The organism is Mesorhizobium sp. M7A.F.Ce.TU.012.03.2.1 (genome assembly GCF_004006095.1).
GTDB lineage: Bacteria > Pseudomonadota > Alphaproteobacteria > Rhizobiales > Rhizobiaceae > Mesorhizobium.
Genome location: NZ_CP034779.1, coordinates 5814457 through 5835814 on the forward strand (window position 1 = coordinate 5814457; position 21358 = coordinate 5835814).

Annotated in this window: 24 protein-coding genes and 2 tRNA genes; 9 read left to right on the top strand and 17 right to left on the bottom strand. The window is 63.2% G+C overall.

Annotation, left to right across the window (positions count from 1 at the left end; all coding sequences use genetic code 11):
- Positions 1-79: 79 nt before the first annotated feature.
- From EJ079_RS28915 to EJ079_RS28925, 3 genes are all read right to left on the bottom strand, one after another.
- The gene (locus EJ079_RS28915; RefSeq protein WP_127810821.1) at positions 80-1042 is read right to left on the bottom strand and encodes a glycosyltransferase; all 963 of its coding nucleotides are present in this window, start codon (positions 1040-1042) and stop codon (positions 80-82) included.
- Positions 1043-1333: 291 nt separating this feature from the next.
- Positions 1334-2122: a GGDEF domain-containing protein gene (locus EJ079_RS28920; protein WP_127810822.1), complete on the bottom strand. Its 789-nt coding sequence runs from the start codon at positions 2120-2122 to the stop codon at positions 1334-1336.
- A 258-nt stretch (positions 2123-2380) separates the two neighbouring features.
- Positions 2381-2602, bottom strand: a complete 222-nt coding sequence (locus tag EJ079_RS28925; protein ID WP_127319259.1) for a hypothetical protein — start codon at positions 2600-2602, stop codon at positions 2381-2383.
- A 304-nt stretch (positions 2603-2906) separates the two neighbouring features.
- Between EJ079_RS28925 and EJ079_RS28930 the strand changes: the two genes are divergently transcribed.
- From EJ079_RS28930 to EJ079_RS28940, 3 genes are read left to right on the top strand one after another with little or no spacing between them, the layout of a single operon-like run.
- A complete protein-coding gene (locus tag EJ079_RS28930) occupies positions 2907-3194 on the top strand; it encodes a hypothetical protein (protein WP_164762759.1) in 288 nt (95 codons plus the stop codon).
- Complete coding sequence (locus EJ079_RS28935; RefSeq protein WP_127810823.1) at positions 3191-3472, top strand: helix-turn-helix transcriptional regulator; 282 nt, start codon at positions 3191-3193, stop codon at positions 3470-3472. The genes EJ079_RS28930 and EJ079_RS28935 overlap by 4 nt, the downstream gene beginning before the upstream one ends.
- Positions 3473-3511: 39 nt before the next feature.
- Positions 3512-3790, top strand: a complete 279-nt coding sequence (locus EJ079_RS28940) for a hypothetical protein (protein ID WP_127810824.1) — start codon at positions 3512-3514, stop codon at positions 3788-3790.
- Positions 3791-3920: 130 nt separating this feature from the next.
- Here EJ079_RS28940 and EJ079_RS28945 read toward each other — a convergent pair whose 3' ends face one another.
- The 3 genes from EJ079_RS28945 to EJ079_RS28955 form a co-directional block, all read right to left on the bottom strand.
- Complete coding sequence (locus tag EJ079_RS28945) at positions 3921-4358, bottom strand: pyridoxamine 5'-phosphate oxidase family protein (protein WP_127810825.1); 438 nt, start codon at positions 4356-4358, stop codon at positions 3921-3923.
- Positions 4359-4541: 183 nt separating this feature from the next.
- Positions 4542-4618, bottom strand: a tRNA-Arg gene (locus EJ079_RS28950).
- A 48-nt stretch (positions 4619-4666) separates the two neighbouring features.
- Complete coding sequence (locus EJ079_RS28955; RefSeq protein WP_023812590.1) at positions 4667-4972, bottom strand: ETC complex I subunit; 306 nt, start codon at positions 4970-4972, stop codon at positions 4667-4669.
- Positions 4973-5112: 140 nt separating this feature from the next.
- Here EJ079_RS28955 and EJ079_RS28960 point away from each other — a divergent pair.
- Positions 5113-5189, top strand: a tRNA-Pro gene (locus tag EJ079_RS28960).
- Positions 5190-5282: 93 nt separating this feature from the next.
- Positions 5283-5564 carry a hypothetical protein gene (locus tag EJ079_RS28965; RefSeq protein ID WP_127810826.1) on the top strand — a complete coding sequence of 94 codons (282 nt, stop codon included), beginning with the start codon at positions 5283-5285 and terminating at the stop codon, positions 5562-5564.
- A 14-nt stretch (positions 5565-5578) separates the two neighbouring features.
- Here the strand turns inward: EJ079_RS28965 and hdaA are convergent, their stop codons facing one another.
- Genes hdaA through EJ079_RS28980 form a run of 3 tightly spaced genes read right to left on the bottom strand, consistent with a single transcriptional unit; the run spans position 5579 to position 8016 of the window.
- Positions 5579-6283 (bottom strand): DnaA regulatory inactivator HdaA, encoded by a 705-nt coding sequence (gene hdaA, locus EJ079_RS28970; RefSeq protein ID WP_127810827.1) that lies wholly within the window; start codon positions 6281-6283, stop codon positions 5579-5581.
- 1 nt (position 6284) lies between these two features.
- The gene (locus tag EJ079_RS28975) at positions 6285-7487 is read right to left on the bottom strand and encodes an AI-2E family transporter (RefSeq protein ID WP_127810828.1); all 1203 of its coding nucleotides are present in this window, start codon (positions 7485-7487) and stop codon (positions 6285-6287) included.
- Positions 7459-8016, bottom strand: a complete 558-nt coding sequence (locus EJ079_RS28980; protein WP_127398435.1) for a CDP-alcohol phosphatidyltransferase family protein — start codon at positions 8014-8016, stop codon at positions 7459-7461. The genes EJ079_RS28975 and EJ079_RS28980 overlap by 29 nt, the downstream gene beginning before the upstream one ends.
- Before the next feature lie 239 nt (positions 8017-8255).
- Here EJ079_RS28980 and purM point away from each other — a divergent pair, with 239 nt between their 5' ends.
- The 3 genes from purM to EJ079_RS28995 are packed head-to-tail and all read left to right on the top strand — an operon-like array spanning position 8256 to position 10570.
- Positions 8256-9335 carry a phosphoribosylformylglycinamidine cyclo-ligase gene (purM, locus tag EJ079_RS28985; RefSeq protein ID WP_027037916.1) on the top strand — a complete coding sequence of 360 codons (1080 nt, stop codon included), beginning with the start codon at positions 8256-8258 and terminating at the stop codon, positions 9333-9335.
- Complete coding sequence (gene purN, locus EJ079_RS28990; RefSeq protein WP_127270790.1) at positions 9332-10045, top strand: phosphoribosylglycinamide formyltransferase; 714 nt, start codon at positions 9332-9334, stop codon at positions 10043-10045. The genes purM and purN overlap by 4 nt, the downstream gene beginning before the upstream one ends.
- A gap of 15 nt (positions 10046-10060) precedes the next feature.
- Entirely contained in the window at positions 10061-10570 is a 510-nt protein-coding gene (locus tag EJ079_RS28995; RefSeq protein ID WP_127810829.1) for a histidine phosphatase family protein, read from the top strand.
- A gap of 168 nt (positions 10571-10738) precedes the next feature.
- On the opposite strand, the gene EJ079_RS29000 is transcribed toward EJ079_RS28995, so the two are convergent.
- From EJ079_RS29000 to EJ079_RS29030, 7 genes are all read right to left on the bottom strand, one after another.
- On the bottom strand, positions 10739-10966 hold the full coding sequence (locus EJ079_RS29000) for a DUF680 domain-containing protein (protein WP_127270735.1): 228 nt from the start codon (positions 10964-10966) through the stop codon (positions 10739-10741).
- A 396-nt stretch (positions 10967-11362) separates the two neighbouring features.
- Positions 11363-12142, bottom strand: coding sequence for a 4-hydroxy-tetrahydrodipicolinate reductase (gene dapB / locus EJ079_RS29005; RefSeq protein WP_127810830.1), 780 nt, complete (start codon positions 12140-12142; stop codon positions 11363-11365).
- Positions 12143-12159: 17 nt separating this feature from the next.
- Positions 12160-14253: an ATP-dependent helicase gene (locus EJ079_RS29010; protein WP_127269823.1), complete on the bottom strand. Its 2094-nt coding sequence runs from the start codon at positions 14251-14253 to the stop codon at positions 12160-12162.
- An 89-nt stretch (positions 14254-14342) separates the two neighbouring features.
- Positions 14343-14516, bottom strand: a complete 174-nt coding sequence (locus EJ079_RS29015; RefSeq protein ID WP_081738796.1) for a hypothetical protein — start codon at positions 14514-14516, stop codon at positions 14343-14345.
- A gap of 402 nt (positions 14517-14918) precedes the next feature.
- Positions 14919-16091, bottom strand: coding sequence for a M20 aminoacylase family protein (locus tag EJ079_RS29020; RefSeq protein ID WP_127810831.1), 1173 nt, complete (start codon positions 16089-16091; stop codon positions 14919-14921).
- An 18-nt stretch (positions 16092-16109) separates the two neighbouring features.
- Positions 16110-17336 carry a Zn-dependent hydrolase gene (locus EJ079_RS29025; protein WP_127810832.1) on the bottom strand — a complete coding sequence of 409 codons (1227 nt, stop codon included), beginning with the start codon at positions 17334-17336 and terminating at the stop codon, positions 16110-16112.
- Positions 17333-18541 carry a diaminopropionate ammonia-lyase gene (locus EJ079_RS29030; RefSeq protein WP_127810833.1) on the bottom strand — a complete coding sequence of 403 codons (1209 nt, stop codon included), beginning with the start codon at positions 18539-18541 and terminating at the stop codon, positions 17333-17335. The genes EJ079_RS29025 and EJ079_RS29030 overlap by 4 nt, the downstream gene beginning before the upstream one ends.
- 106 nt (positions 18542-18647) lie before the next feature.
- On the opposite strand from EJ079_RS29030, the gene EJ079_RS29035 reads away from it, so the two are divergent.
- Entirely contained in the window at positions 18648-19127 is a 480-nt protein-coding gene (locus tag EJ079_RS29035) for an Lrp/AsnC family transcriptional regulator (protein WP_127397344.1), read from the top strand.
- Between the two features lie 66 nt (positions 19128-19193).
- Here the strand turns inward: EJ079_RS29035 and EJ079_RS29040 are convergent, their stop codons facing one another.
- Entirely contained in the window at positions 19194-21302 is a 2109-nt protein-coding gene (locus EJ079_RS29040; protein ID WP_127810834.1) for a molybdopterin oxidoreductase family protein, read from the bottom strand.
- Positions 21303-21358 lie beyond the last annotated feature (56 nt).

The window sequence follows — 21358 nt, forward strand, 5'->3', positions numbered from 1 at the left end:
GGCCATTCGGGTGCTCACCCTTTAACGCGATGTCGAGCTGGATGCCAAACCGGCCGGGTAGACGGTTTCAGACGCCGGGCTAACGCAAATAGAAGTCCAGCCTCTGTCGCACAGCTTGGGAAGAATAGATCTGCTCGAAGGACTCCCTCGCCCTTTTTCCCACTGTCGCCCGCAATGTCGGATCGGCTTTGAGATCGGCAAGGATGCGCAACGCCTGTTCAGTCGTCTCGAACAAGAAACCGTTTTCGCCATGCCTTATGTGGTCGACGTAGCCGCCATGGGAATGGCAGACCACAGGCAGACCGCAGGCCATCGCCTCCAACACGACGCGACCGAAGGTTTCCACGTGCCAACCGGTGCGATAATAAAACACGTCGAGCGTCTGCAGAAACTCTTCGGCGGAAAATTGGCCGGGTGGGAACAGTTCGAGTTGCGGATGCGGCATGAGGCTGTCCTTGAGCCCTGCCCCGCCCTGAATCCGCAAGGCTGTGCCTTCGGCCAGCAATGTCTCGTAGAGGGGTATGTCATCGGCATGATGTTTGCCCGGCCCGTCGCGACTCAAGCGTCCGACGGTGAACGGACGATCCGAAGCCAGACGCCGGGGTGAAAAACGTTCGACATCGATCAGCGATGGATGCACGACGCCATCGACCCGCAGCATCCGTCTCTGAAAATCGGAAATCAGCACCAGTTCGGCGTCTGGCCAGTTCAGCATGCGGGGCATGCGAGTGGTCAGCGCGATGATTTTCGGGTGAAAGGTATTGAAGACATAGATCAGCCGGCGCGGCCGCGGGATCAGGTAAGGCCACATCTTGTTGCGCCAATGCGAGCCGAGAAAGACGTAGGTGCCGCCATTCGGTACATCCCACTTCGACAGCGAGACGCGGCGAATCGGGAAATTCCGCATCAACTCGCCGGACACGCTGGAGGAGGTTGCCCACAGATGCACCTCGGAATCGGCACTCAACAGCCGGTACAGTTCCAGAGCTTCAAGGTCACTGCCGCCGAAGGGGTCCTGAAAGCCGTTGAACAAATGGATCATAATAGCTGTGATTACCTGACCGTTCCCGCCACATGCCCCCCAGCATCAAAAATCATGATCGCAAGTCGGCCGGAACGCTTGGAAACTCAGGAGTCAGAACCGTTTCTACCAACAACGAAACATCGCCTATGCGGGGGAGTATACCGTCAAGCGGTTGCCGTCCATGGCCTATCGAGCCGGTATGCTATCCGTAAGATTCTTGGACATGGTCGCAATATTTGAAAGCGTAGAGAAAGCGGGTCTGCATCGGTTTCGAGAGCTTCCCGATCAGCCGGCTGCAAGTTTCCACCGTCAATGCACGGTGGCAACCCCGGGCGGAGGCGCCGGAGACGTTCCGGCCGGATCGAAGCTGACTTGATCGCGTCCGTTCGACTTGGCCGTGTAAAGCCTTTTGTCGGCAGCGGAGAAGATTTCCTCATAGGTGATCGGGCCGGTAAAGCTTGTGCCGCCGATGCTGACGGAAAGCGGACAAGGCCTGCCGCCGGGTGAGAATTCCATCTCCCTGATACGCCGGCGGATGCTTTCGGCGACCACCCAGGATTGCGAGGGGTCCACGCCGGGCAGAAACACGCCGAATTCTTCGCCTCCGATGCGGCCGACGATATCGCCGCCACGCAGTTGCCCTTTGATCGCCTGCGCTATCAGTTTGAGCGCCTGGTCGCCGCAATCGTGACCCAGGCGGTCATTGATCGACTTGAAGTGGTCGGCGTCGATGATCAGCAGCGCCCCCGAACGGGTCTGCTCCTGCTTTCGGGTCTGCTCGAGATAGGCTTCGACCAGCATAGAGAAGGCGCCACGGTTCAGCACCGCCGTCAGGCTGTCTGTCGCGGCGATGACGCTGAGATCGCGCTGCGCGATGGCCAGTTGGCGAATCTTCCACATCAGGAAAAACAGAAACGAGCCGCCCAGCACCAGGGGCAGCAAAAAGTCGGTCATCTTCGCCCGCCACACGGCCTCGGGCGAAAGATAGGGGAAATTGAAGGAATCGACGAAGAACGCCACGGCAATGAAGAATGCCGTACCGACTACCGTGACAGCGATCACCCTGCCCCAGCTCGTCGGCGACAGATCGAGCTTCATCGCGTTCAACTCCGTTAGCCGTCGCTACTATGACGCACCAACCCAAACAAATTGATAAGACTTTCCCTCCAATTTCGATGTCGGGCGGCGGAATCAAATCCACCAGCCAGCCCCTGTCGGTGACTTGCGACAGAGGCTTGCGCAAACGTGCCCCAAGACGGCCGCTGGAAAGCAGCCATTCTGTTTCAGAGCTTGAAGGCGTGGGCCAATTGCCGGCCGGGCAAGGGCAAAACGGCGCGCGAACCAAACCGCCCGTCGTCAATTGAGCGTTGGCTCACTCAGCGCATCGACGACAAAGGATGCCGCGATCAGGTCGTCGGCATCGAGGCGCAGGGAGCCTCCGTCGCCTCCCATGGCTGAAGCCACTTTTTGAAAGGTCTTCATTTCGTATTCCGTGATCCGGGCGTCCTGCATCTTGGCCTTGAGATCGGCGATACGCCGATCCAGAGCCGAAGATATGCCTATTTCTCGCTTCGACATGGCAACACTCCTCCCCACCCTTGTTTGCCTCCCGCCTGTCCACTTTTATATGAGGGTCCTCGAATACAGCGGGCCGAACGCGCCGTGCGCAGGAAGGTTCCGAAAAGGCGGAGTCACGAAATAATACGCTGGCGCGGGGCGGCTGCCCGAGCCACGCCAACGCCTCATCACCGAACAGGGTTGGACGGCTTGCGGTATTTGCCGCTGTCGGGGCGCCTGCATGAAGAAAGCTGATTCCGCGATTTTGCTATATCAGCCCTAGCTAATCCTTGACGCCGGCAGATGACGCCCCAGAATCAGTGGCATGGCAATAAAGGTCGGCGACGAAGTGGCGGTCATGGCGACGGTGCTGAAGCGCGTCACGGAAGACCGCGTCAGCGTGTCGATCCCCGGTTACAATTTTCCGCATTCGGTCATTGATCCGGCGACCAGGCTGACCAAGGGCCAGCAGATGGAATTATCCGGCGGCGTTACGCGGATCGACGGCGACAAGGTCACGGTATCGCTCGGGACAATGGTCACAGTGGATAGGGACAAGGTGCGCCTGGTGCAGAGCCATGTCCCGCCGAAGCGAAGGGATCTGAGGATGTGAACAAGCGAAGCTCCACCGTTTCAGGGATCCAGCCCCTTACATCCCAGCAGTGCAGAGCCGCACGAGCGATGCTGAAATGGTCGCAGGTGCGGCTCGCCGCGAAGTGCGGCCTCAGCGAAGGAACGATTGGCAGTTTCGAGAGCGGACGAAGGATTCCGAGTTCGGCCAAGCTGGCTGCCATCCGGCAAGGGTTGGAGGCAGCGGGCGTGGTTTTCATCAATCAGAAGGCCGCAGTGACCAAGAGCGGTCCGCCTCGTCAAACTATCGGTGGAACATAATTTAGATATCGCTGTTAGAGCGCAAACGGGAGGCGAGCGATGTTCAAACGTGAAATCGGCATTGTTTCGGACTGGTCGAAATTGGTGGCGGACGATCCTCTGATCGTCGCCGATATAGCCCGGCGTCTTCCTGTGCGCGCTTGCAATGACAACGCCGCGGCCGACGACGACGTCCCGTGGCCCGGCACCGAAACCCGAAATCCCGACTTTGCCGGCCTCGCGACACCCGCCGAGTATCCTCGGCCCATCGTGCTTCTAGCGACGATCTATGCGTCGACGGTCCTGGGGGTAACGCTGCTTCTGGCGGCGGCGGTTTGAGCGCACGAGGCCCGATCCCGCTCTCTGAAAGCCCATGTCTCCGGTATAACCGTAACCTATGTGTCCGGAACGGACCCGAAAGGCTTTGGCGATCCCGACGGCCCGCTGCCGAGAGGTGGCGGGCTCCCTCCTATTTCGCAAGCGAGTCGCCGGACAGCTCAAAAACTATCGGCTCGCCTCTGAAATCGGAATAGCGAATCCATTGGGGCGAAATCGTAAAGAGTTGTGCCCCTTGCTTTAGAAACTCCGCTTCAAGCGGACAGTTGGCAACGTGAGCATCTCTCAATCGCTGCAATTCGTTAGCCTTGGCAGGTCGGGCCAGGCCTTCAATTTGAACCGTCACGTTTTCGTCCCAGCCGATCACCATGGCGATCCGACTGTCTCGTTTAATATTTTCCAGCTTCCGACTGCCGGGAAAGCTGTCGAACACGATGTTGAGGTCGTCGCCCAACGTCACCTGTATGACGGCTGCCTCTGGAGACCCGTCCGGATGCACGGTGCTGATAGCCCCGAGCTTATGCCTAGCCAGAAAATCCCGAACAAGTTGCCGTCGCTCCTCCCCGCGCATTGACGTGTCCTCCCCACGATGCCGCGACTTTACCACTGGCACCCAATCCGTTCTAGCTGGACGCCCGCTACCTCTCGGCAGCGGGTTTCAAATTTTCTGCTGACACCGTGCTGACACGATGGATGGTGCCTTTGCCGCTGGCAGTCGGTTGTATGAACTATAGCAGCAAAAACAAGGAGATACTGGCGATCCCGACAGGATTCGAACCTGTGACCATCGGCTTAGAAGGCCGGTGCTCTATCCAGCTGAGCTACGGGACCGCTGGCCGGCCTTTGGGCCGGCTGGATATTTTTGGCACTGACCGCCGTTCAATGCGTCCAGGGCGTCCTGCGGTCATAGCGGAAATTCTCCGCATAGGAAATCTGGCGGCGCTTGGTCTCTTTCGGCTCTTCGACGCGGAAAGCGAGCCCTTGCTTTTCGGCGTAGGCTACCGCCTCTTCCCGCGTGTCGAAGCTAAGCCTGATCTGGCTTCTCATGTCTGCCGACGTCGTATAGCCCATCAGCGGGTCGATCTTCTTGCGCGTCTCGGGATCGAATTCCAGCACCCAGTGGCCGGTCTTGGCCTTGCCGGACTGCATCGCGGTTTTGGCTGGGCTGAAAATGCGCGCGGACATGGCCACCTCGTTCTTGTGCAAGGCAGCATCGCCACCCTTCGCCCGTCATTACTGCGCAATGCGCACGGCGGCAAGGTTTTTGCTCTCGCAGGTTTTTGCACTTGCCATGCACCACCGAAATGAATAGGCAACAGACCGTTCGGAGTGTAGCGCAGCCTGGTAGCGCATCTGGTTTGGGACCAGAGGGTCGGGAGTTCGAATCTCTCCACTCCGACCATCCCCTCATAGCCCAATGCCCGGCGCAGCCATATGGTCACTTGCTCCGGCTCCGGTCGTGCATCCGTGACCGGTTCGGCAACAGGGGGTTCAGATGCTTGGAATGGATGCCTGGGTGTCGCTTTTCGGACCGGCCTACTTTGCCTATGCCGGCATCACCGTTCCGTTCATGGTGACGTGGGCAATTGCCTGCGCCGCGCTGGCGATGTGGAACAACCGTGAAAGCCGCAGACAGGCGAGGCAGGCCCCAGGCGCCGTCGTTTCCCGCTCCTGGCGTATCAGTATCGGAATGTTTGTGCTGGTCGCCGCCGGCTATATCGCCGCTCACTCTGCCGTCTACCTCGCGGTCCGTCATTTCGCCGTAATGTGGCTCTGAGACTGACCTCTCAGCTAAATCTCGAATTCGCCCTGCCCTTCATCCATGGCGTTGACGGTTTCGGCTGCCAGCGCCCTGGTGATCGGCGTCTTGCGTTCGAGCGCGGTCCGGTCGAGCCGCTCCACCACGCGCATCGCTGTCGCTAGCGAGCGCTCGATGCGGCGGACCAGATACTGCACGACATGCGGTTCGACCTCGATCTGACGGTCGGCGAAGAGTTTCGTGATGACCCCGGCGAGCAGGAGATCGTCGGGCTCATGAATTTCCACTGTCGCCGCCGCTTTCAGCCGTGAGGCGAGATCAGGCAGCGTGACGCGCCAGGCGGACGGGAAGCGGCGCGCCGTCAGGAGCAGCGTCGACCCCGCACCACGCACCGTATTGATCAGATGGAACAGGCCCTGTTCATCGACCGCGCCGGTATCGACATCGTCGATCAGTGCCGGCCGCGCGCCGAGATTGGCAATGCTGTCGCCGATGCGCCTGGCGTCGACCGCCACCGCATTGGCACGCGCGCGCCAGATCGAGGCCAGATGCGTCTTGCCCGAACCCGCGGGACCGGCCAGCACCACCACCGGCGATGGCCAGTCCGGCCAGCGGTCGACCAGCGCCACCGCCTGGTTGTTGGTGCCGGAGACGACGAGTTCGTCGCGCGAATAGCCGGTGCCATGGCCGAGATCGAGCGGCAACTGGCGTGGCGGGTCGGTTGGCTGGGCGGTCACTTCAGCTACGCGGTTGCGTGCGGTGGCCGCCGCCGCGATCGGCCGGGAGCTGCGGCACAGGTGCCGCGCCGCGGCCCTTGTAGAGCGGCGATTCGAGATAGCGGGCTATGGCGAACCGCACCAGCACGGCTACAGCAGCCGAAGCCGGCACCGCGATCAACAAGCCGACGAAGCCGAACAGCGCACCGAAGGCAAAAAGCGAAAACATCAGCCATACCGGGTGCAGGCCGACGCTCTTGCCGACCAGCCGCGGCTGCAGGATGTTGCCCTCGATGAACTGGCCGATGAAGAACACGACCGCGACCGCGACGATCATCGTCCAGTCCGGCCAGAACTGGACGAAGGCGACGCCGACAGCCAGCACCAGCCCGGTCAGCGAGCCGACATAGGGGATGAAGGAAATCAGCCCGGCGAACAGGCCGATGAGGATGCCGAAATTCAGTCCGGTCAGCGTCAGCCCGGTGGCATACATGGCGCCCAGCACCAGGCACAGCGTGCCCTGGCCGCGCACGAAGCCGGCTGTTGCGGTGTTGATGTCACGTGCGATGGCGCGCACGGTCGGGACGTTGTCGCGCGGCACCCAACCGTCGATGACCGCCACCATACGGTCCCAGTCGAGCAGCATGTAGAAGGCGACCACCGGCGTCACCACGAACAGGCTGACCACCGAGACCAGCGCCATGCCGGAGCTCCACAGCGAGGTGAAGACGGTGGTGACCAGGCCGAAGCCCGAGGTCAGCAGCGAATTCAGCCCGTCGCGCAAGCTGTTGGCGTTGACGCCGAACTTCTGTTCCAGCCATTTCGGATCGAACCAGGTGATCAGGCTTTGCAGCCGGGTCAGATATTCCGGCAATTTGCCGGCGAAATCGGCCATCTGCGTGGCCAGAACCGGAATGAGGATGACAAAGGCCAGCACCAGCACGATGAGGAAGGTGATGAGGATGACCACCGTCGCCATGAAACGGGACAGGCCGAGCCGCTGCAGCCGGTCGGCAACGGGATCGAGGAAATAGGCCAGCACCATGCCGGCGACGAAGGGCAGCAGGATGGCGCTGAAAACATAGAGGAAAAGCGCCAGCAGCGCGGCACCGGCCAGCCAGAAGAAGATCTGCCGGCGAAAGGTCGCGGACGCGGCGATGTCGGCGGCCGCGGCCTCGATCGCTGCCGCTTCTGTCTCAGATGTCCGGAGTGGAGCCTTCGCCATAGCCGCTCATGTGCCTCAGCCAAGTCACGAGATAGGCTGCGGCCGAAGCCACGGTCAAGACCCCGGACAGCAATATGAGGGCTGACCTCAGCGGGTCGAGGTGAACGGCAAGGGCAAGTTCTCCCAGCACAAGCGCGGCCAGCACGATCTGGATCGCGGTGTTGGCCTTCGACACGAACAACGGTTTCATCTCGACCGGATGGGTCATGACGGCGGACAACACCACCGCGCAGACGATCAACGCGTCGCGCGACACCATGATGACGACAAGCCACAGCGGCAATTGCCCGATGAAGCTCATGACCACGAACACCGAAACCAGCAGCAGCTTGTCGGCCACCGGGTCGAGATACGCGCCGAGCGTGGACTGCTGGTTGAAACGGCGGGCGATGAACCCGTCGACGCCGTCGGAAATGCCGGCGACGAGGAACCCGGCAAAAGCCCAGTCCCAGCGCGCCTGCAGCATCGCCAGCACCACCGCCGGCACCAGGATAAGGCGCAGGATGGTGATCAGGTTTGGGATGGTCAAATGCTTGGCACCTCCTCTTGGTCGGAGATAGATGATGAAGATAGCGGGTGGCAACAAGAGAGAAGCTGCCGATCTCCCGCACGGGAGAGCGGCTTTCAGCTTGGCTTTCGCCAATCACGAGCGCCTATATGCGCGCCCTGTCCACGGTTTTATGGGCCGAAATGGCCGTTATCCTTGCGGACAGAAACCGTTCATGCGAAGAGCCCGCGACAAGGAAAATTGTTGAACGGGCACCCGAAATGAGCAAGCGCGACGTGAACAAGCGCAAGAACGGGCTCACCTATGCCGAGGCCGGTGTCGATATCGACGCGGGCAATCTCATGGTCGAGAAGATCAAGCCGCTGGTGCGTGCGACGCGCCGGCCGGGCGCCGACGGCGAGATCGGCGGTTTCGGAGGCCTGTTCGACCTCAAGGCCGCGGGCTTTACCGACCCGGTGCTGGTGGCGGCCAATGACGGCGTCGGCACCAAGCTCAAGATCGCCATCGATGCCGGCAAGCACGACACGATTGGCATCGACCTCGTCGCCATGTGCGTCAACGACATCGTCGTGCAAGGTGCCGAACCGCTGTTCTTCCTCGACTATTTCGCCACCGGCAAGCTCGATCCCGACCAGGGTGCCGCGATCGTCGGCGGCATTGCCGAGGGCTGCCGCCAGGCCGGCTGCGCGCTGATCGGCGGCGAGACGGCCGAGATGCCCGGCATGTATCATGGCAATGACTACGACCTCGCCGGCTTTGCGGTGGGCGCCGCCGAACGCGGCCAATTGCTGCCCACCGACGATATTGTCGAAGGCGACGTGCTGCTGGGCCTGGCTTCCTCTGGCTTGCACTCGAACGGATATTCGCTGGTGCGCCGCATCGTCGCCGTCAGCGGTCTGTCGTGGAGCGATCCGGCACCGTTCAACGACGAGGCCACTCTGGCCGAGGCGCTGCTCGAGCCGACCCGCATCTACGTCAAGTCGATTCTCAAGGCGATCCGCAACACGCATGGTATCAAGGCGCTCGCCCACATCACCGGCGGCGGCTTCCCGGAAAACATCCCGCGCGTGCTGCCCAAGGATTTTTCGGCCGAACTCGACCTCGAAGCGATCGACGTTCCTGCCGTGTTTTCGTGGCTGGCCAAGACCGGCGGAGTGGCGCCGGAAGAGATGATGCGCACCTTCAATTGCGGCATCGGCATGATCTTGGCGGTCGCGTCCGGCCAGGCAGCACAGGTCGCCGCCGTGCTGCAGGAGGCCGGCGAGACGGTGACGCCGATCGGCCGCATCGTGCCGCGCCGCGACGCCGGCGTCATCTATCGGGGCTCGATCGGCCTATGAACGCGCAGAGGAAACGCACCGTCGTCCTGATCTCGGGGCGCGGCTCCAACATGACCGCGCTGATTGCCGCGGCCAGCGACCCGGCGTTCCCGGCCGAGATCGTCGGTGTCATTTCCGACAAGGCGGACGCCGCCGGGCTCGGCATCGCCAGAGCGCGCGGCATCGCCACGCAGATCGTCTCGCGTGCCGACCATGGCAGCAAGCAGGCGCATGACGCGGCAATAGACGCGGCGCTCGCGGCCTTCAACGCCGAGATCGTGGCGCTGGCCGGCTATATGCGCATCCTCACCCCCGGCTTCGTCCAGAGATGGCAGGGCCGCATGATCAACATCCACCCTGCCCTGCTGCCGGCGTTCAAGGGGCTCGACACCCATGTGCGCGCACTGGCCGCCGGCATCCGCATCCATGGCTGCACCGTGCACTTCGTCACCTCCGAGATGGATGACGGCCCCATCATCGCACAGGCGGCCGTGCCGGTGATGGTCGGCGACACCGCCGATACTTTGGCAGCCCGCGTGCTGAAGGCCGAGCACCGGCTCTATCCGCTTGCATTGGGACTGGTCGCCGAAGGCAAGGCGCGCATGGAGGCCGGCCGCACCGTGCTTGCCCACTTCGCCGACGATGCCGACAACGGCACTTCGGTGGTGATGGCCCCCGACCCGCTGCGCGAGGAAACCGACCTCGAGCATCTGGCGCGCATCACGCCGTGAGGCGAGAGCGTGACGATGAAACAGCTTCTCCTGCTTCGTCACGCCAAATCCAACTGGGACGACCCTGGCCTTGATGATTTCGATCGGCCTTTGGCCGAACGCGGAGTGAAGGCGGCGCGCTCGATCGGGCGCGAGCTTGCGGCGCGTGGCTGGCTGCCGGACCTGGCGCTGGTGTCGGCGGCGCTGCGCACCCGTGAGACCTGGCGGCTGGTGGCGGCGGAGCTGCCCGTCCAGCCCCGGATCGCATTCATCAAGGCGCTGTACGATGCTTCAGCGGCGGACATTCTGAGCCAGATTGGTCAATCCGACGCTTCAAGCGGCAGCTTGCTGGTAATTGGCCACAATCCGGGCCTGGAACATTTGGCCAGACAGCTTGCCGGGCCGGGGTCAGACGCCAAGGCGCTCGCGAGACTTGAAGAAAAATTCCCGACGGCAGCCCTGGCACGCTTCGCTTTCGAAGGTGACTGGTCCGGCCTGTCGAGCGCCCCGCTGACGCATTGTGTGGACCCGAAGGATTTGGGCTAGAATTCAGGCGCCGCGGGCAAGCTGCCACCCGGCAGACTTCGAACCAACGGTTCATGCCAACTGCGCAAAATCGGCTGCTCAAACGATGCCCCGATTGTTGCTGGTTCCATAAAAAACAAGAGCGGCGGGCAAAGCCCACCGCTCTTTGTGGTCGCAGACTTCAGAAAATCAGCGACCCCAGATGCCCTGGCCCGACTGAGCCGGCACCTTGGCATTGGCATCACCCTGCGTCTTTACGGACTTCGGGATCGAGCCGGTGTGCGTGGTGTCGATGTTGGACACAGACTGGTTCGCAACCGGCTGGTTGGCATTGTAAGAGCCATAGTTGTCGCTGCCGGCAAAAGCAGTCCCCGTGGCAACGAGGATGGCGGCGGCGGTAAGAGCGATCTTGGTCATTTTAGTTACTCCAGTATTTCTTTGTTCTGTCCGTCTGGTGGCGTGCCCTTGGGAGGAATTTCGCGTCGCTCGGACCACCCCGAGATGGGTTTGCCCTGCCGCGGATTCCAATCACGAAGATGTTCCTCCGCAGCTTGAATCCGGGCCTTGAAATTTGGCACAGGCCCCCGGCGGTCATAATTTTATTGTTCGAAAGCAAATCTTTAGTGAGATTCTTCTCCCACTATGCGAGGCCGACAACCAGGCCAGCGTTCACCATCTGCTATACAGTCCGTCAACAGAAATCGAACCGAACGGTTCGGTTTGAAGAGACCTGACCCCTCCAGCGTTCTTTTTTCGGTGCGGAGGTGGACGAGATATGGGTGCGTACGTCCAACCGGGACGACAAACCGGCCGCTATAGGCCGGTCATGCCCAGCACGTCGCGCATGTCATATTCGCCTGGCGGGCGTCCCTCGAGCCAGAGCGCGGCGGCGATGGCGCCGCGTGCGAACATGACGCGGTCGCCGGCTGCATGCGACAAGGTCAAGGTCTCGCCCTCGGCGCAGAAGCTGACGCTGTGTTCGCCGATGATGCTGCCGCCACGCAGCACCGCAAAGCCAATCTCGCCGGTCGGCCGCGCGCCGATGACGCCGTCGCGTGCAAGCCTTGCGACCGTGTCCAGGTCGATGCCGCGTCCGCCGGCTACGGCATGCCCCAGCATCAACGCCGTCCCCGATGGCGCATCGACCTTGTGGCGATGGTGTGCCTCGACAATCTCCACGTCCCAGTCATCGGGATCGAGTGCCCGCGCCGCCTGCTCGACCAGCCCGACCAGCATGTTGAGCCCGAGCGAAAAGCTGCCGGAGCGCACGATGGCAATCGTTTTCGCGGCGTCGGCGATAGCAGCCAATTCAGCAGCATCGAAGCCCGTCGACCCGATGACCAGGGACGGCCCGCCGCGCTCGGCGCAAATGCTGGCCAGATCAGCCGAGGCAGCCGGCGTGGTGAAGTCGATGACCAGGTCGGCCACGGCAAGCGCCTCGTCGCGGCTCACCAGCCCTTCGCCGATACTGCCCGGCCGGTGGAAGCGGGCGGCGAGCGCCAGCCGCGCGTCGCCGTGCACGGCGGACGCCATCTCGCGGCCCATGCGGCCCAGCGCACCCGCTATGGCGACCCTGACCGGTGGTTTCAACATGGGGCGCTATCCCGCAGCTATTTCCACATGCCGCGCATGCGCGCGCCGATGTCGACGCGCACCTCCGGCCGGGCCGCCCTGCCCTGTGCCGCCTGTGCGCTCGGCCACGACACCTGCTGGAACGCAGCCAGGATCGAAGCCGGGATGAAGCGGGTGCGCGAGGCATAGAGATGGCGGTCGCCGCGCGCCGCCTGGCCGTGCGGAAAGAAGCGTTGCGGCATGACCAGGTTGAGATTGTCCTTGGCCCGCGTCATCGCCACGTAAAGCAGCCGGCGCTCCTCCTCGATGTCTTCCTTGGTGCCGACGCCGAGATCGGCCGGGATACAGCCGTCGACCGTGTTGAGCACGAAGACGTTCTTCCATTCCTGGCCCTTGGCCGAATGGATGGTCGACAGGATCAGATAGTCCTCGTCGCGATGCGGCGGCCCGGCCTGGTCACTGGTGGCGTCTGGCGGATCGAGCGTCAATTCTGTCAGGAAGCGTTCGCGCGAAGCATAGCCCGAACCGATCTGCTCAAGTTGCAAGAGATCGGCGCGCCGCGTCGTCGCATCCTCGTGGATGCGCTCCAGATGCGGCTCATACCACAGCCTGATCTGTTCGAGGTCGGCAGGCCATTTGGCGCCGGCGCGCAGGCCGGAATAGAGCGAGACGAAGCCCGGCCAGTCATCCGCGGCGCGTTGCGGCGGACGCCAGCCGGCCAGCCCCATGGCCTCGTCCAGCGCCGTCGTCATGGTCTCGACGATCTGCGCGGCAGCCGAAGGGCCGATGCCCGGCATCAGCTGCAGCACGCGGAAGCCGGCGACCCGGTCGCGCGGGTTTTCGGCAAAGCGTAGCACCGCCAGCACATCCTTGACATGGGCGGCATCGAGGAATTTCAGCCCGCCGAACTTGACGAAGGGAATGTTGCGCCGCGTCAGCTCGATCTCCAGCGGGCCGCTGTGGTGCGAGGCGCGAAACAGCACCGCCTGCGATTTCAGTGCCGTGCCGGCCTCGCGCTCGGCCAGGATGGTGTCGCAGACGAAATTGGCCTGCTCGACCTCGTCGCGCACGGTCACCAGTTTTGGCCTGTCGGTGGACTTGCGCTCCGACCACAGGTTCTTGGTGAAGCGTTCCGAGGCTTCGCCGATCACCGCATTGGCGGCCGCCAGGATGGTTTCGGTCGAGCGGTAATTGCGCTCCAGCATCACGACGTCGGCGGCTTGCGCGAACTGGTTGGGGAAGTCGAGGATGTTGCGCACCTCGGCGGCGCGGAACGAATAGATCGACTGCGCATCGTCGCCCACCACCGTCAGCCCGGCGCCGTCGGGTTTCAGTGCCATGAGGATCGAAGCCTGCAGGCGATTTGTGTCCTGGTATTCGTCGACCAGCACATGGTCGAAACGCCCGCCCAGATGCGCTGCTATCTCGGGCTCCGCCGCCATCTGCGCCCAGTAGAGCAGCAGATCGTCGTAATCGAGCACGTTTTGCGCCTGCTTGGCCTCGACATAACCGGCGAACAATTGTTTCAGCTGCTCGGCCCAACCGGCGCACCAGGGAAAGGCGGAACCCAACACCTCGTTGAGCGGCGCCTGTGCGTTGACGGCGCGCGAATAGATGGCAAGGCAGGTGCCCTTGGTGGGGAAACGCGCTTCCGTCTTCGAGAAGCCGAGTTCGTGGCGGACCAGATTCATCAGGTCGGCGGAGTCCTCGCGGTCATGGATGGTGAAGGCAGGGTCGAGGCCGATCTCCAGCGCATAGTCGCGAAGCAGCCGCGCGCCGATGCCGTGAAAGGTTCCCGCCCAGGTCAGCGCATCGGTGATGACAGCTGCATCGCGGCCGAGCACTTCGCCGGCGATACGCTCGACGCGCCTGGCCATTTCGGACGCGGCGCGGCGCGAAAACGTCATCAGCAGGATGCGGCGCGGGTCTGCCCCCTTGACGACCAGATGAGCGACGCGATGCGCCAGCGTGTTGGTCTTGCCCGAACCGGCGCCTGCAATGACCAGCAGCGGACCGGCTATCTGGCCGTCGCCGTGCTCGACTGCCTGGCGCTGGGCATCGTTGAGCCGGGCGAGATAGGCAGGCTGGACGGTCGGGTCCCGAAAGGTCGAATCAGCAGTGGCGAGGTTCATCGCCCATCAAGCATCGTTTCTGCTTTGTTCGCAATATCGATGCGGGGCTGGCCTCGTGCCAGACAGGCCGAAGCGCGTCGTCCGTGTCTTTAGCGTTGCGGATCGACACCCATGTCGGCCGACTGCCGCCGCAAGGTCTCGCGATCATGCTTCGACGGCGGCAACAGCAGCGGGTCGACCGTATCGGGCACGTTTTCGACCATCTTCCTGGCGATACGATAAGTGACATAGGCGAAGGCGCCGGCGACGAGCAGACGGAACATAGTGCAACACTCCTTTGGAGCAGAACCAACCGGGGAAACCGCCTTTGGTTCCCTTGCCAATCGTCCACGCACGCAGTCGAAGATGGAGGGCGGTTTCGCCAGCGCTCCCCGATGCATTCTCGAGGCAACCGGAGGCGGAACTTGGCTTTTGCGAGGTTCGCGTGCTGCCGCAACCCGTTGTGGCGTCCCGGACGGACCTTTGGAGAAGAAGGCCGGCGCCGCTTGGGAGGAGTGAAGCGCCGGCCAAGCGGATAATTAGGTCCGCCGCACGGGTAAGGCTAGCTGAGTCTTTCCCCTGCGTCATCGGGGGATTATCTTTGTTAAAAGCGTACCGAGGCGCACTGCCCTATCGGTCGCCGGTCCGTCACAAGCTTGTCCTGGCCAGCATCCCGGCAATCTCCTTCATCTTCCCGCCTCGCCGCCCAGTCGTTGCCTGACCAGCGCGAAATGGAAATTAGTGCCGAACAACAGCCCGTCATCGTTGAAGTCGTAGCTGGAATTGTGCAGCGGCGCCGAGCCCTCGCCATTGCCGAGGAAGACGAAGCAGCCCGGCACATGGTCGAGGAAGCGGGCGAAATCCTCGGAGGCGGTCATCGGCTCGCGGGCGACGGCGATGTTGCCGGGTTCGAAGACGTGCCTTGCGGCGGCAAATGCGGCATCGACCAGCTCGGCATCGTTGCGCAGCGGCACGAACTCCCTGCTGTAATTGACCTCGGCCGCGACATTGTAGGCGGCAGCGGTGCCCTGCGTAATGATGCGCATCTGCCGCTCGATCTCGGCGCTGACCTCGGGGCGGAAGCTGCGCGCATCGCCGAGGATGCGGGCAAGGCCGGGCAGAGCGTTGCGGGTGCCGTCGGTGATCAGCTCGGTCACCGAAACCACCGATATGTCGGCCGGGCTCAGCCGGCGCGAGACGATGGTCTGCAGATTGGTGACCAGTGCGCAGGCGGCGACCAGCGTCTCGTTGCCCGCATGCGGCCGCGCGGCATGGCCGCCGAGCCCTTTAAGCACGATCTCGAAGATATCCTCGGCCGACATGATAGGGCCGGCACGGGTCTCGAAATGACCGATCGGCAGGCCGGGCATGTTGTGCAGGCCAAAAATCTCATCGAAGGGAAAGCGCTGCATCAGCCCATCGTCGAGCATGGCGAGTGCCCCCCTGCCCCATTCCTCGGCCGGCTGGAAGACGAAGCGCACGGTGCCGTCGAAACCGCCCTCACCTGCCAGCAGCTTTGCCGCGCCGAGCAGCATGGTGGTGTGGCCGTCATGGCCGCAGGCATGCATGATGCCAGGATTGCCGGATCGGTAGGATGCGTCCGATTGCTCTGATATGCGCAGTGCATCCATGTCGGCCCTGAGCGCAATCGCCCGGTTGCCGCTGCCGCGCGTCAGCGTGCCGACGACGCCGGTGCCGCCGACGCCTTCGGTGACATCATCGAGGCCGAACTCACGCAATTTAGCGGCGACGAAGGCTGCGGTACGCTTCTCCTCGAAACCGAACTCGGGATGCGCATGCAGATCGCGCCGCCAGAAGATCATCTCGCGCTTCAGCGCATCGCGATCGAGTTCAGACATTTCTTTGCCCCTTCTGACCTACTTTGCCAGTTGCGCGGCCACATCAAGCAGGATGTTGGCGCCGGCAACAAGCTCGGCGTCATCGGTGTGTTCGCGCGGACTGTGGCTGATGCCACCGGCGCTCGGCACGAAGATCATGGCCGCCGGTGCGATGCGCGCCAGCATCTGCGCATCATGGCCGGCGCCTGATGTCATGCGCCGGACACCGAGGCCACGGTTTTTCGCGGCGGCCTCGATCAGCTCGACGATGCGCAGGTCGAAGATCACCGGTTCGAAGCGGGCCAGTTGCTCGACCGAGATCGTCACGTTCTCATCGGTGGCAAGCTGCTCGAGATAGGCGGCAAGCGCCGCCTCCTCCGCCTGCAGGCGCTGTTCGTCGGGATCGCGCAGATCGATGGTGAAGACGGCGCGCGAGGGAATGACGTTGATGGCATTCGGCTCGAAGCGGATCGTGCCGACGGTGGCGACGGTCGGCGCGTTCGAGACTTTGGCCCGGTCGAGCAGGAAGGTGATGGTCCGGGCGGCGGCGTGGCCGGCATCGTTGCGCATCAACATCGGCGTGGTGCCGGCATGATTGGCGACGCCGTCTATGGTGATGCGCTGCCAGGAGATGCCCTGCAGATTCTCCACCGCGCCGATCGGCAAACCTTCGCGTTCCAGCACCGGCCCCTGTTCGATGTGCAGTTCGAGATAGGCGTGCGGCTTGAGGAAGCCGGGCTCCCGGTCGCCGGCATAGCCGATGCGGGCGAGTTCCTGCCCCAGCACGCTGCCGTCCGTGCCGACGGCCGCCAGCACCGTTTCGGCATCGATGCCGCCGGCGTGGACCAGCGAGCCCATCATGTCGGGCGTGTAGCGTACGCCCTCCTCATTGGTGAAAGCGGCGACCACGATCGGGCGCGACGGCGAAAAGCCTGTCGCCTTGAGCGTCTCGATCACTTCCAGCCCGGCAAGCACCCCGTAGCAGCCGTCATAGATGCCGGCATCTATGACGGTGTCGATATGCGAGCCGATGAGCAGCGGCGCCTGCTCCCTGTTGTCCGGGCTTTGCCAGATGCCGAATATGTTGCCGACCCGGTCGATGGCGACATCGAGCCCGGCCTGCCGCAGCCAGCCGACGAAGAGATCGCGGCCCTGCCTGTCGGTGTCTGAGGCGGCCAGCCGGATCAGCCTGTCCTCGCCGTCGCGACCGACGGCACCGAGTTCGCGGATACGGCCAAGCAGGCGCTGTGCATCGATGGCGATCATGCCGTTGCCTCGGCTTTCATCTTGCCTTCCAGCACATCGGCCGGGCTCATGCCGACCAGCTCGGCATAGCGATGCGGGTCGGTGGCACCTTCGGTGTTGATCACCAGCACCCGCGATTTGCCGTCCAGTCCAAGCTCGGTCGGGTTGTCAGCCATCGCCCGGATCAGCCCGGCAAGACCAACACCGCCGCTTTCGCCGGCGACGATCACCGGATCCCCGCCGGCCGGCCGGGCCAACCGCCGCATCACCGTGATGGCGTCGGTCTCATCCACCGTCATGAAGGCATCGGCGGCGCGCGCCAGCACCCGCCAGGCTACCGGGGAGGCCTCGTAGCATTCAAGCATGGCCATCACCGTCGGCCGGCCATGCGCGACCTTGACCGGGTGCCCGGCCTGGGCGGCTGCAAAAACACAGGCTGCACGCGCCGGCTCGACCACGATGAAGGTCGGCCTGGCGTCACCGAGCACGATGGCGAGATGACCGGCCAGCGCGGCGGCAATGCCACCGACACCAGCCTGCACAAAGACGTGGGTTGGTGTCCGAGGGAGCTGACGCAGCGCTTCGCGCACGATCGCCGTATAGCCCTGCATGACCAGGCCAGGAATCCGTTCATAGCCCGACCATGAGGTGTCGGACACGACGGTCCAGCCCTTCTCGGCCGAAACCTGGGCGGCCTGCCTGACCGAATCATCATAGTTGCCGTCGACGCGGATCATCTCGGCACCATAGCGGGCGATCGCCGCTATGCGCTCCTCGCTGACGCCGGCGTGGACGAAGATCGCCGCCCGCGCGCCGACGAGTTGCGCGCCTTGCGCAACGGAGCGGCCATGATTGCCGTCAGTCGCACAGGCAAATGTCATCGCCGCGGCGACGGCACACACGTCGGGCCGATCGAGATCGGCAACATCGACGGGCCGGCCAAGCCGGTTGCCTGCCTCCTCCAGCACCAGGCGGAAGACGGCATAAGCGCCGCCCAGAGCCTTGAAGCTGCCGAGGCCGAGGCGAAAGCCTTCATCCTTGATATGGATAGCGCTAATTCCGAGTTCGCTGGCAAACGCCGGAAGCGCATGCAGCGGCGTTTTCAGGTGATTGTCGCGACGGGAAAGAAAACGCTCGACCGTGTCAGCGCCGGCCACGCCGAGGATTTCGGCATCGGCCGGATCGAGTGGCAGGCGATGCAGACTATTGCGGTTGAGCAGGAACACTGGCGGGCCTCCTTGGCGTTCGGCGAGAATATATTGCAGGACCGGTGCAAAGGGCGCTGTAATATGGCCTCCCAAATGCAAGTTTGTTTCGCCGAGGACCTCTCCATTGCCTGTATCGCCACCCATTCTCGACAGTTTCGATCTCGCCATCCTTGCTATCCTGCAGCGCGACAACACGACGCCGCAGCGGCTGATCGGCGAGGCGGTGAACCTGTCGGCACCGGCGGTGCAGCGCCGCATCAAGCGCATGGAGCAGACCGGCGTCATCGCCGGCAATGTCGCGGTCGTCGAGCCGGCAGCGGTCGGCCAGCCGATCACCATCTTCGTCGAGGTGGAACTCGAGAGCGAACGTGCCGAACTGATCGACGCGGCCAAGCGGCAATTCTCGGCAACCCCCGAGGTTCAGCAATGCTACTATGTCACCGGCGAGGCCGATTTCATCCTGGTCATCACCGTGGCCGACATGGCCGCCTATGAGGCGCTGACGCGAAAACTGTTCTTCGACAGCAACAATGTCCGCAAGTTCCGAACTTTTGTTGCGATGGACCGGGTCAAGGTCGGGTTGACGGTGCCATTGCCCGGCTAGCGTCAGGCGGCCGAAAAATCCTGCACGGTCTGATCTGGCGCGAGACGAGCGGAGTTCTCGCCGACCTCAGCCTGCCGCGCGCAGCCACACCTTGTTGTCGTGGAAGGCAGCCCCCCCATAGGGTGCCGGCGCGTCGGCGCCGGTCAGCACATTGATGCCTTCGCCGCGCTCATGCGCGCTGTTTGGCCAGATGCCTTCGGCGATGACGACGCCGCGCTTGATACCGTCAAACAGTTTCGCATGCAGCACGACTTCGCCGCGCGTGTTGCCGACCTCGACACGGTCGCCGTCGGCCAGACCAAGTGCTGCGGCATCATCGGGGTGCAGCAGGAGTTCCGGGCGGCCTTCCCTGGCCTTCGACACCGGAGTTTCCGAAAAGGTCGAGTTGAGAAAATTGCGCGCCGGCGACGTCGTCAGCCGGAACGGATGCGCTTCGTCGGCGACCTCGATCAAGTCGACATGGTCGGGAAATTCCGGCAGAAGCGCCACCGGGCCGAACAGGCCCATGCTTTTCGGCGGCCGGTTGGGCGCCGCCTGCCCGGTCCAGTCGGCGCGGAAGCGGAATTTTCCATCCGCGTGGCCAAATCCATTGATGAAGTGTGCTGCCTCGAAATCCGGCTGCAGGTCGATCCACTTGTCTTCCTTCAAGCTGTCGAAGCTGCCCAGCCCGCGCTTGCCCAGGATGATGTCGATATGCTGCTGCTCGGTCAGACCAAACCCCGGACGATCGGCGACGCCAAGGCGTTTTGCCAATTCCTCGATGACGAAATGGTTGGTGCGCGGCCCTTCCGGCGGCTCGATCAGCTTGGGGCCAAGCGTGATGTGCTGATTGCCGCCGCCCTTGTAGACGTCGTCGTGCTCGAGGAACATCGTCGCCGGCAGCACGACATCGGCAAGCTTGGCCGTGTCGGTCATGAACTGCTCATGCACGCAAGAGAACAGGTCGTCGCGCATAAAACCCCGTTTCACCAGCCGCTGCTCCGGCGCGACATTCACCGGATTGGTGTTCTGGATCAGCATCGCCGTCACCGGCGGGCCGCCATACAGCGCGTCGCTGGCTCCGGTCAGCACCGGGCCGATGCGCGAATGGTCGAGATGGCGGATCGAGGGATCGCGCATCCTGGTGCCTTCCAGAACTTCCTGGTTGAGCTTGAAGATGCCGGAGTTGGAATGGAAGGCGCCGCCGCCCTCATATTGCCAGCTGCCGGTGACAGCCGCGATGCAGGACGCTGCATGCATGTTGACGGCGCCATTGCGCTGGCGCGCGAAGCCGTAGCCGAGGCGGAAATAGGTCTTTTTCGTCGTGCCGACGAGGCGGGCGAAGGCCTCGATCTCGGCGACCGTCAAGCCGGTGATCCCGGCCGCCCAGTCCGGCGTGCGCGTCTCGAGATGCGCTTCCAGCCCTTTCGGGTCGTCCGTGTACTTTTCGAGATAGGCGCGGTCGGCCATGCCTTCCCTGAACAGCACATGCATGACCGCGCAGGCCAGCGCGCCATCGGTGCCCGGCTTCAGCACCAAGCCGAGATCGGCCTGCTTCATCGTCGCATTCTCATAGACGTCGATGACGACGATCTTCGCGCCGCGCTCCTTGCGCGCCTTGATGGCGTGGGTCATGACGTTGACCTGCGTCACCACCGCATTGGTGCCCCAGATCACCACGCAATCGGATTTCGCCATCTCGCGCGGGTCCGGCCCGCGCAAGGCGCCGGCGCCCATCATCCAGCCGGTCCAGGCGAGATTGGTGCAGATCGAACCGAAAAAGCCGGAGTATTTCTTGGCGTGGCGCAGCCGGTCGATGCCGTCGCGCTGCACCAGCCCCATCGTGCCGGCATAATAATAGGGCCAGACCGTCTCCGAGCCGTATTTCTCCTCGGCCGCGATGAATTTTTCGGCGACGAGGTCGAGCGCCGCCTCCCAGCTTGCTTCTTTCCAGGCGCCGTCGCCCTTGGAACCGGCGCGGATCAGCGGCTTCAGCAAACGGTCGGGATGATGGACGCGGTCGGCATAGCGGGCAACCTTGGCGCAGACGACACCGGCCGTGTAGCTGTTGGACTTGGCGCCATGGACGCGGCCGATGCGATTGTCGTCGAGCAGCTCGACCTCGAGCGCGCAGGTCGAGGGGCAATCATGCGGACAGGCCGAATGGCCGATGCGAAGCTTGGCGTGTTGGTTCATGCGGCGAGGTTAACCGGTTCCGAACGCGGCGTGTAGGGCCAGATAGCGCCTTGCCT